General features: G+C 46.7%; 7 protein-coding genes. All 7 read right to left on the bottom strand.

What is annotated here, in order from left to right; translation table 11 throughout:
• Nucleotides 1-3,334 (bottom strand): Hpt domain-containing protein (locus tag F6K52_RS23350; protein ID WP_293083451.1); only part of this gene is annotated, 3,334 nt, incomplete at its 3' end.
• A gap of 42 nt (nt 3,335-3,376) precedes the next feature.
• Nucleotides 3,377-3,520 (bottom strand): hypothetical protein, encoded by a 144-nt coding sequence (locus F6K52_RS23355; RefSeq protein WP_293083454.1) that lies wholly within the window; start codon nt 3,518-3,520, stop codon nt 3,377-3,379.
• A gap of 464 nt (nt 3,521-3,984) precedes the next feature.
• A complete protein-coding gene (locus tag F6K52_RS23360) occupies nt 3,985-9,087 on the bottom strand; it encodes a GAF domain-containing protein (protein WP_293083457.1) in 5,103 nt (1,700 codons plus the stop codon).
• A 101-nt stretch (nt 9,088-9,188) separates the two neighbouring features.
• A complete protein-coding gene (locus F6K52_RS23365; protein WP_293083460.1) occupies nt 9,189-9,509 on the bottom strand; it encodes a hypothetical protein in 321 nt (106 codons plus the stop codon).
• Nucleotides 9,451-9,996, bottom strand: a complete 546-nt coding sequence (locus F6K52_RS23370; protein ID WP_293083463.1) for a chemotaxis protein CheW — start codon at nt 9,994-9,996, stop codon at nt 9,451-9,453. The genes F6K52_RS23365 and F6K52_RS23370 overlap by 59 nt, the downstream gene beginning before the upstream one ends.
• Before the next feature lie 17 nt (nt 9,997-10,013).
• Nucleotides 10,014-10,385 carry a response regulator gene (locus tag F6K52_RS23375; RefSeq protein WP_293083466.1) on the bottom strand — a complete coding sequence of 124 codons (372 nt, stop codon included), beginning with the start codon at nt 10,383-10,385 and terminating at the stop codon, nt 10,014-10,016.
• Nucleotides 10,386-10,673: 288 nt separating this feature from the next.
• A partial coding sequence (locus F6K52_RS23380; RefSeq protein WP_293083469.1) for a response regulator occupies nt 10,674-11,770 on the bottom strand: 1,097 nt, incomplete at its 5' end.

The raw sequence follows: 11,770 nt of genomic DNA on the forward strand, positions 1-11,770 counted from the left end.
TCTTCAATGTGCCAAGCTGTAACCTTTGACTGCCATCGGTTTGCTGGTCAGACAAGTACTGGATCAATTCAGTCCCATCCAGCACCAGTGTCAACCGACCATCGGCGAGAATACTGCCCCCATTGACATAGGGGGGTGGCACAATCATTGTTCCCAAAGGACGAATCACCAACTCCTGGTCTCCGAGCAGTTGGTCTACCTCGAGACCGACAAGCTGATCCTGGTAATGGATCACAATGATTGGTCTGATCGTTTCTTTAGCAACAACAGGTTGAGGCCGATGGGTTACCGAGAATGGAGAAGCGACAGAGGAATAATCTAGGACTTGCCCAAGTTGGTAGACTTTTACCAGTTGCTGATCACTGCCCTTTCCTAAGTGAAGGATTTTACCATCTTCCCAAGATCGGAGCTGGTGTTCCTCAGGAATGATAATTTGCTTGACTTGATTAGTGATCAACCCATAAACTTGCTTCCCAGCCTGACACAGGAGTAACTTATCTATGGTTAAACTCAGGGGAATTTGTAGTCTAAATCTGGTGCCTTGGTGGGGAAAAGAATCAACTATTACCGAACCCCTGAGAGCTTTGACCTGGTTTAGGACAATATCAAGACCAACACCACGTCCAGAAAGGTTATTCACCCCAGAGACAGTGGAAAAGCCTGGTTCAAACAACAAATTCCTCAGCTGAGCCTCACTCAGAGTATTACTTTGTTCCAGGTCTATGAGTTCACGTTCTACTGCTAGTTGGCGAATCCGTTTAAAATTCAACCCTGGCCCGTCATCAAAGACTTCAATCACCAAATGTCTGCCCCGATGGCAAGCAGTGATTTCAATTAATCCTGTTTCTGGTTTGCCTTGTTGTTGCCTGACAGCAGGAGTCTCAATGCCGTGGTCAAAAGCATTACGCACAAGATGCAGCAGGGGATCGTACAGCTTCTGGGCGACAACTTTATCCACTAAAACGTCAGAACCAGAGATTTTTAGCTCGACCAGCTTATGGTGGGAGGCTGACAACTGCTTGATCACAGGGGGGAAACGACTAAATATTTCCCTTAAAGGCAACATCCTGGCTTCCATCAAGACATCACGATGGTTGGTTAACAACCGACGTTGTTGTTCGAGAGTCTTACTGGATTGGGTGGTGAACAGTTCAATGTCGTGGGCAGCTTCTGTTAATTGTACAGCGTCTTCTAGAACTGACTGAATCAGAAGCTCGGGTGTACTATAACGTTTTAGTTCCAGGTCATCGAAATAGTCTGTATCAAGAAGGTTATGAGGTTGTTCGCGTAGCGTGGCCAATAGGCCAAGGTTATGAGGTTGTTCGCGTAGCGTGGCCAATAGGCCAAGGTTATGAGGTTGTTCGCGTAGCGTGGCCAATAGGCCAAGGTTATGAGGTTGTTCGGCTTTGGCGTTCGAGTAGGGTAGCTTGGTAGTAGGATTGGGGTTGGTAGCTTTGTTTTTGTTGAAATCTTCAACATTAAACGTGTTAACCTGCAACCTTTGCCTAATCTGCTTTTGTTGCTTCAAAATAAACAGGCTGTCGTACCAATCTTGTACTTGTTCGAGCACTTGCTGATGTTGCTGGACACGATCTTGGAGTACTCGCACTGCCCGCAGCAGTTGTTCATTTTCGAGCAACTGGCTGTTTTGGTTGGTTAGTAATTCCCCAATGGTGTAATTGAGGTATTCTAGATGCTCAATATTTATCCGCACAGTACCAGATAGATCCCTAGATGATGGCATGCTGGGATGTTGGTTGGAGGGAGTTATGGCGAGATGGGAAGAGTTTAGAGGGGAATTTCTAGTGTTGCCTATGGGGGGGATGATCTCGTCTGTAATAACTTCAGGATCTTGTCCTTGTTCTTTCTTTTGATTATCTCCATCAATCATCCCCATGTTGTGCAAAATAAAATTTTTTTCTGTGCCGACTTCTTGCTCAGGGGACGCTATCTCTCTATCCCAGACATCTATATCTTGAAGGTCTGACCTCTGGAACTCTTTACTTTGATCAGAGGTTTGGTGATCTAGTGGGGTTGACCCTCCCCAGATCATCTCCACAAGCTGGGACTGTTTCCTTGTTTTAGATTCTGGATGAGTCACGGAAGAAGGAGAGGATTGGGGAGGGGGGGAAGAATAGGAATAAGAAGAAGAAGATAATGTTGTTTGGTTATCTTGTATTTCGTTTTTTTTCGTCTTTTTTTTATTATATTCCTTCTCTTTTTTATTATGTTTATGATAAAAATCAATGATTTCTGATTCTACAATAGGGGTGATAAATTCATAATTATGGGATAATTTATATTGAGTGTTACCATCATAATTAGTAACAAAATATTCTCCTTCTTCTACTCTGGTATCAACCGGATTAAGGTCTTGTTCTGGGTCACTATTACTCAACTTGGGATTGGGGAATGACTCGATGAATGAATCCAGGGAAGACCAGTTATCTATCACAATGTATTGTGTATCAGCTTCTTTTTGTTCTTTTCCGTTGCCGAAGATAGAAGATTCATTGTGAATTTTGACTTGTGAATTTTGACTTGAAGACCTAAGGTTAGCGAGTTGTTGCAGAGCCATAGAAGGTTGACCGCCTTGAGTCCTATCCCCTTTTAGCACTGCTGCTTGTGCGGCTTGGAAATCACACAAAGCGGTCTTGGCAATGGTGACCACCTGATCGGGATGTTGGTCTAGGGCTGCGATCGCATTTTTGGCAATAGCGGCAAATCCTGGTAAATCAATGGATTCCCCTAACCCCAAGAAAACCTCTGCTTGGTGGCGAACTGTGATGCTGATTTCAGTGGGATTGTCACTATTTAGGGCAGCTTGGATTAAGTCTAACCCTTGACTAACCCCCACTTCAAATATGGACTGGGTGACGTCGAAGCCCAATTCTACTGAGGTGGGCAGATAGGATTCGAGATCAAAACAGTCTCCCAGCTTCTGTTGGATTTGGGCAACAACAGCAGCAGTTCGATTCTTGATTTCGGTGTCATCGATTTGCCTCCCTGTGAGTTCAGCGGTTAGAGGTAGGCGGAGACACTCATAAGCTTGAAAGAGTAAGGCTTCAATTTCTGGATCAATGGACAAGTCTGGGTTAAACAGAGCTTTGAAAACATCCTCCAAGGAGTGAGCGACAGTGGCAATTGTTTCCAAGCCAATGCTAGCTGCTGCGCCTTTAAGGGTATGGGTAGTGCGCATCAAGTTGTTGACTTTATTGATGCTATAGTTTTCTGGCAAACTCAGCAAATCCTCTTCCAAAACTTGCAGCAGTTCCGGTGCTTCCTGGAGAAAGTAGCGATAGCTTTGTTCACGAATTTTCGGGTCATTAGTCATTAGAGTAGTTATCAATTGGGTGAGGTATTTTCGTCCTAGGTTTTAGGGAATCGGGAATTGGTAATCGGGAATCGGGAATCGGGAATCGGGAATCGGGAATCGGGAATCGGGAATCGGGAGTAGGGAATCGGGAATCGGGAATTGGGAATCGGGAATCGGGAATCGGGAATTGCGATAAAATTCCAAAAAATGATCTCTACCTGATTAGAATAAAAAATGCTCGTATTATTAGTGATTAGTTATTGTATAAAAACCTTTTAAATTAGTTATTATATAATAACTAATGCCAGGTTTAATTAAGCTTTTTTGCTTAAAAATGTATATAGCAATTCTACGACTTGTGAGGTACAAATTTCTGGTTTTTAGGGAGCAGGGAGCAGGGAGCAGGGAGCAGGGAGCAGGGAGCAGGGAGCAGGGAAGAGGAACCCACCCCTAACCCCTCCCAGGAGGGGAAGGGAAGAGGGAAGAGGGAAAAAATAATGTGTACCTCATGAGTACTAGAAACGCTATATAGCATGAAATCAAATAAAACAGATATATCCCAGTACCATTTTGCCTATTGCCTATTGCCTATTGCCTATTGCCTATTTCCTATTGCCTATTGCCATTGCTAAAATTCATTTTAAATGCGTTTTAGCAATGGCTTTTGACTACTCAACCTTGAACTGGTCAGCACTGGCTTGAAGATTCTTCGCCATGGCTAGGAGTTCTTGGAAAGAGGTAGAAATTTCCATGGCATCGGAAGAGGTCTTGTTGGCAATTCCTGCAACTTCAGTCATGGTAGTGGTCACGGATTGGAACTCTTCGGTCTGTACCTGGGTGGCTTGGGTAATACCGTCTACGAGATGGCTGATTTGGCTGGTGGCTTCAACAATGGCATTGAGAGTTAGACGGGTATCTTGTACTATTGCCGTTCCTTGGGCAACCTGTTGAATACCTTTATCCATGGCTGTAGAAACCTCAGCAGTACTCTTCTGGATCTCTTGCACCAACTGCTCAATCTCAGTGGTGGCTTCTGCTGACTGACGCGCTAGAGAACGGACTTCATCGGCAACAACTACAAAACCTCGTCCATACTCACCGGCCCTGGTGGCTTCAATGGCTGCATTCAACGCTAGCAATTGGGTCTGATTCGTAAAGTTGCTAATCAGGTTCACTACCCTCGAAACCTTCTGGGACGATTCGCTCAAGCGCTTAAGCCGTTTGCTGGTTTCGGCCACTGTCTCCCGGATTTCGAGAATTCCATCTACGGTACGGTTCATGGCGGCATCCCCTTCTTGGAGGGTTTGGTTAGCGGTTTGGACTGCCACTTCCACTTGTTGAGCACTCTGACCGACAGCTTCTGTAGAATTAACCATGGTCTGGATGTGCTCTGTTGCTTCACCGAGAGCCATAAATTGTTGCTGGGCTTGGGCTGTGAGCAAAGCAATGGAGGATTCCCTGTCAACAGAGGTTTGGGCAACTTTCCTGGAGGCTTGCTGCACTTGAGTCACGATCCGGCGCAGGCTTTGTAAGGTGTTGTTGTAAGCATCAGCAATGGTACCTACTTCATTGTTGGTGACCGGAGCTCGGACAGTCAGGTCTCCTTCTAGAGCTGGCCGCACGGCTGAGAGCAACTGCATGACCTCCCGCTGTACTGCTTCTTTATCGGCTTTCTCCCGTTGTGCGGCATTGGTGAGCTGCTGGGACTGGTCTTGGATTTGTGCGAGATACTCGGCCTGTTGCAGGGCTGCTCCTAGTTGCAGCCCAATCTGAACCAGGGCGTTGAATTCAAACTCTTGCCAGTCACGAGCACCAGTATTTTGGTAGGTACCCAGTAAACCCCATAAGCTTCCTTCGATCAGAATCGGTGCCAGCATATAAGCCTTAACCTCATATTGCTCCAAGGTTTCGAGATAATCGTCAGAATAACCAACGGTGTAAATGTCATCAACTGCCAAGCTTTCACGATTACGATACCGACCTCCCTGGAGGTCTTGTAGATAAGTATCGGGCCACAAGGCTTGGATATCTGCTCCCACCCATGGCAACCAACCGGTGGCAACTGCCTCAGCCACAAACTGACCAGTCCAATCTCGATTGAATTGATAGACGGCGACGCGATCGCATTTGAGCAGCTGCCGGACGTTTTGGGTAGTAATATGATAGATGGTATTTGCATCCCGAGATTGGAATAGCTTACCGACTATTTTGGTTACCCCCTGAGCGATTTGAGCCGCTTTGGTGAGTTGGCTAGATTGGGCTCGCACCTGATCGAGGTAATGGGATCGCTGCAAGGCTAATCCCAGGGAATTACTAATCTGGAGCATCAGGGTGACATCGGTATCTTGCCACTGACGCGGTCCCGTATTTTGGTAAGCGGCTAGTAGCCCCCAGAGCTTGTCACCTTGAAAAATCGGCATAATCAGATATGCCTTGGTTTGGAATTTTTCCAGAGTGTTGATGTAGCAGGGAGCGAAACCCATGGTGTAGATGTCATCAACCTTCTTGAAGTGGTCACCTCGGGCGAAGTCTCCACCCTTGGTGTCTTGCAAGTAAGTATCAATATGATGACGAGAATTAACACTGAGGGCTGTAACCGTGCAGCGCTCAGAAGCCGTTAGATCCACCTTCAGATGCTCGTCTGTTTCTTGTTCAGTGATTAGAGAAAGCCAGCCAGGGGCAACGGATTCAGCCATAAATTGACCACTCCAGTCGGAGTTAAAGCGATAGATCACTACCCGGTCAGCTCCCAACACTTGCTGTAACTCTTTGGTGATTCTCTCGAAGATACTGTAAACATCTAGAGACTGGGACAAATTGTTGCTAAGGCTTGCTACTACTCGCTCCCGCACAGCAGCTTGGCCAAGCTGGTGGGATTTGGTCTCCACTTGCTCCAGGTAGCTCAATTGCTGTAGGGCTACCCCAAAGTGCAGGGCAATCTGCTTGGCAAAATCAATCTCATATTCCTGCCATTGACGGGGCTGACTGCATTGGTGAATGCACAACAATCCCCACAATAATGGTCCTTGAAGTAGGGGCACAACCAGATTAGCCCGGACTTGGAACTGAGCCAGCAGCTCAATATGGCAATCACTCAGTCCCCCATTGTAGACATCAGCAACCACTTGCACTCGTCCTTCGGTGTAGTGAGGGGCATACTCTTCACCAAAGCAGTGGTCGTTAAGTTTGATTCCTAGCATGGCATCGTAGCCTGATGCCACATCCTCAGATACCAATTCCCCATCATCAAAGCCAGAGTTAGGGTAAAACCGAAATACACCCACCCGGTCAACCTGAAGAAGCTTACGAATTTCTATGGTTGTGGTATTGAAAATGGTATCGAGGTTTCGAGACTGACCGATCTTGTTGATGATTCTAACTACCCCTCGCTCGATCCGTGCGGTTTTAGCGACCTGGGTGGATTTGGCCTCTACTTGGGCTAGGTACTCTGTTTGTTGTAGAGCAACTTCAAAGTGAAGGGCAATCTGCTTGACAAAATCAATCTCATACTCCTGCCATTGACGGGGCTGACTGCATTGGTGAATGCACAACAATCCCCACAGTTCAGTGCCTTTACACAATGGCACCACCAGGTTAGCCCGGACTTGAAACTGAGCTAGCAGCTCAATGTAGCAATCACTGAGATCCCCATTGTAGATATCAGCAACTGTGTGTACTTGCCCTTCGACATAGTGGGCGGAATACTCTTCACTAAAGCAATGGTCGTGAATTTTCTTACCCAGGATAGCATCGTACTCATTGGCCACATCTTCAGACACCAACTGTCCATCGTTATAGCCAGACTCAGGGTCAAAGCGAAACAGACCCACCCGGTCAGCCATCAGGAGCTTACGGATTTCTATGGTTGTGGTCTTGAAAATGGTATCCAGTTGCCGAGATTGCCGGATCTTGTTGATGACTCTGACCGCTGATTTTTCTATGTCTGAAGCCTTTAACAGTTGGCTGGATTTTGCGCGCAGTTGATCAATATACTCCGTTTGCTGGAGGCCAACCCCAAATTGTCGGCCCATGTGAGCCAGTATACCCACCTCCATTTTCTGCCAGTGACGAGGGCCATTGTTCTGGTAAGCTGCCAGTAAACCCCACAGGGTTTCCCCTTGCAGAATCGGTACAATCACATAAGCTTTTGCCTGAAATTGCTCTAACAGGTCAATGTGACACTGATCGTAACCAACCTTGTAAATGTCATCAACGGCTAAGGTTTGATTGTGGCGATACCGACCGCCTTGGGTGTTCTCCAAATAGGTATCGCGCCAGACTTTTTTAATACTCGGTTCAACTAACGGTATCCAACCATGTCCGACATCCTCAGCCACAAACTCACCACTCCAGTCTCGATTGAAGCGATACACAGCAACGCGATCGCACTTGAGCTGCTGCCGGATTTCTTTAGTAGCGGTCTGAAAAACACTGTTGATGTCGGAACTTTTAAGTATCTTATCAAGCAAGCGACTTGCTATGTGTTCCCCCTGAACAGCAATATCCAGTTGCTCCGATGTCTCCTCTAGCTGGGCTGCCATGTCCAATTGCTTGAGAATACTACTGAGACGGTCACTAAGTAATGACAGAAGCATGACGTCACTATCTTGCCAACGCCGAGGGCGAGAGTTCTGGTAAACGGCGAATAAGCCCCAGAGGTATTCACCATCAAAGATTGGGGCTATAATATAAGCCTTGGTCTGGTATTTTTCTAAGGTTTCAATGTAGCATTCAGAAAAACCAGCGCTATAGATGTCGTCAACTCGCTGTACCTGATGACGTTTGAAATAGCCGCCCCCTTGTGTCTGCTTTAAATAGGTATCGGTATTGGGGCTGGCCACAGATCCGATTTGCTTGACCGTACAGCGCTTAGAGGACAATATATCGGCTGATGTCAGGTTAGGATTTTGCTTTTGGTCTTCGAGCAGCCTCACCCAACCCTCTGCAACTGACTCAGCCACAAATTCACCACTCCAGTCTGGATTGAAGCGATAAACCACTACCCGATCCGCCTTGAAAAACAGGCGTAGTTCTTCACAAATGTTGCCCAGGGAAATCTCGGGTACATTTGACGGTGGAATTGTGGCCAAGATTTGAGCCAAGACCTTTTCTTGCTTCACCTGCTCTCGCCGTCGGGTAAAAGATTCCATTGGCTGTAGACTTAGCCTCAGTTCAGTCACAACTTGGTAGAGCAGACTAATGTCAGCTTCCTGCCATTCCCGAGAACCAGAACATTGCTGTACCACTAGTAAGCCCCACAATTGCCCTTCGAGCAAAATTGGTAGACTTAGGCTGGCTTTGACCTGGAATCGTTCTAGCAGTTGGAGTTGAAACGGACTCAGAGCCCGGTCATTAATATCATGAAGGGCTATAACTTCCTGTTGCTCATAGGCTGAGCGATTCTCTGCCCCAAAAGCAATCACCGGCAGGCACTCCTCCTGGCTGGGAGTATAGCCACCCACCATCGACTCAACTAGCACTGTACCTCGATTCTCGGACTGGAAGCGAAAAATCAAGGCTCGGTCTACCCGTAAACGCTGACTAACCTCAGTCACGGTGGTTCTCAACAGGGCATCACTAGTTTCTGCTTTGCGCATCTGAGTGGCCAGGTGGAATAACCACTGCCGCTCACCCTTGCAGTATTCCTCAATATCCACAGCTAGGTGGAGCTTCACACCGTTAGGTGTCCCCTTGCCATTGCCATTACTCGATGATTGATTGAGTTGGGACGAAGATGTGAGTATTTCCTTAGATTGATCAAATTTTGACATAGTTATAGTTTCCTTTCTTGATGCAGTCGCTCCTGGGGAGGGGCTGCGTGCGGAACCTGCGTCCGCACCTTGAAAGCCCCGTGGAAACCAACGGCAGTCGCTCATGGGGGGAACCACGCCAGTTGCTCATGGGGGAAACCCCCAAGACCGCACTGGCTCCCCAAGACCGCACTGCCTCCCCAAGACCGCGCTGCATCGCTTTTTTCAACATCTGATAATGGTAAAATTGCCGACCATGATGGCATTTCAGAGGCAATCGAGTCGGTAGTAACGCTGCCAATCGACTGTTCAATGGGCAGAGTTAGTGACGAGCTTGTCAAGCAGTCATCATTGGTTTGATGGGATTGATTTGGTCGAAAAACCTCAAGACTGCCCTTCTTGATTTGTCTGCCATAGGGGAAACTCAGTAATAGCCTTGACATCCAAGACTGTAGTGCCATCCCCAGGCAGATACCCCAGCAGAAAAGGCAGTAGCGATTGAGGAAATAAGCCAGGAGATGCTGGCTGGAGTTGCTCCAATTCATGTAACTCAATCTCATTGACTTGCGACACCACCAGACCCACAGACTGGTCATTGGCCTCAACCACGATTGCCACAGGAGATACCGAAACTTGCCCAAGCTCTGACAAAGGTGGATAGCCAACCAGCTCGTTTAGGTCTACCAACCAGAGCATTTCTGAGCGCCAATTACCAATTCCCAAAATGCAACTGGGCATTTCCGGCACCAGCAAAACGTCCAGCACATTCACCCTGATAATTTCCGTAATCTGCTCTAGGGGCAACAGAATACTATCCTCAAAGCCAAGAGGAAAACGCAGGAACCGCACTCGGGTTTCTGGGGCTAGTGGATCTAAGTTGAGTAGATCAAGATTGGTTTGTGTTACCACTGGGTCAAGGGAGTTCAACATTACCTAATACCTAATACCTAATGGGTAATACCTAACAATTGCTGAATTGTTTGTTTTAGTTCTTGCTGGTTTATCGGTTTAGGTAAATAGGCATCAGCTCCCAGCATCGAACCCCAGAGTTTGTCGGCATCAGTTCCTTTAGTTGAGCAAATCACCACTGGGATGGTTTGGGTGTTTGAATTAGTCTTGAGTTCCCGGCACAGTTCAAACCCGCTTTGTCCTGGCAAAATCACATCGAGAATCACCACATCTGGTTTCTGGGACTGAAGTTTAATCTGGGCATCCTCACTACTGGTGACACTAACTACCTTGAGACCAGCTTGTCTGAGGTAACAACTTAGCATCTCATTTTCTGTCAAACTATCTTCAACCAAAAGGACTGTATTCATAAAATTTCCTTACTCTAAAAGTAGTCATAATGTTAATTTAAATTTGGTAATTTCAACCTGTCAAGTATAACTCATCAAGTTTATATTTTGAATTTTAAATTAACAAAAAAAAGACTAATAAGTAGTCAACTATAGCATTTATAAAATCGCTTAGGTACTTTCGTCCTGGCAGAGACCAGGGACTTTGGAACAGGGAACAGGAACCCGCCCCTAAACCCTCCCAGGAAGGGAAGAGAGGGAAGTCGGACGTGGGAAAACATTATGTGTACCTCATTACTATGAGAACCGCTATAAGTTAAGTATTAAAGTAAGTATTAAACCGAACAGGATATTACGACTAACCCCGAGATGCCTCTGTAGAATTGTCAATACCTTTGAGCGAGTAATAGGCTTTGCTAAAAAGTCTGTAGAACCGACTATCTTTGACCGCACTCGGTCTACAATTCCGTCATTACTGGTGACCATAATCACTGGTGTGTCTTGAAACACGGAAACCCGACGAATTTGTGCACAGAGTTCATACCCGTTTAAAACCGGCATGACTAAATCCAAGAAGATCAGCTGTGGTTTGTGCTGTAGCAACGTCGGCAAGGCTTTGATTGGGTCTTGAACATTGATAAATCGATACCCAGCATTGGCAAGAATTTGACTCATGGTCAGCCGATCGATTTGGCTGTCTTCGATATAAACTACCAAGGGACTAGCTGGTAATGTCATTACTGGTCCTTTGGTTCCCGTAGTTTCTGGCTGAGGATTAGTGGCTTGATTAAAGTGAGTATCACAGCGGAAGTCTCCAACACAGATCAAACCCATCACCTGTACTCGGATGTAGGGCATGATTGATTGGGTCACAGCCAAAAGATTCTGTTTGACGCTCACAGCTAAATCCCTTAAAGTGCGATCGCCATCCACTAAGGTAGTCAGGTTGTGGTAGGCCAGTAATGAGGTCTGCTGTCGCAATTTGTCAGCATCCCAGATCACCGGAGCCAAAGAAGGCGAAATATTTACCAAACCAGCCTGTTGCCAAGGCTCCCAAGCCAGCGTTGCCTGTTGCATTATCTGTGAAGATCGAATTACTACCAAGCTTGAATCAAACCTTGAATCAGAGCTTGAATCAATAGTCTGTTGAGGAATCTGCCTGTAAGTTAGTTGCTCTGATGAACCACAGCAGAGTTGTTTCTGCCGTTGGATGATATCGAAGAGTATTTCTGTACAGTTGCCAGCAACAACTGACCTCATCTGTCTCAGGGGTACTTTCCCCTGTCTGACTAGTTCTGCTAGAGATGGGTAATCCCAATACACCGGCTGAGCCGACGACCCCTGACACACAGGAAATGCTGATAGTTCTGGGCAGTGTACAGACAACTGCCGACACCAACGGCGAA

This window comes from Moorena sp. SIO3H5 (assembly GCF_010692395.1).
In the GTDB taxonomy this organism is placed as follows: domain Bacteria; phylum Cyanobacteriota; class Cyanobacteriia; order Cyanobacteriales; family Coleofasciculaceae; genus Moorena.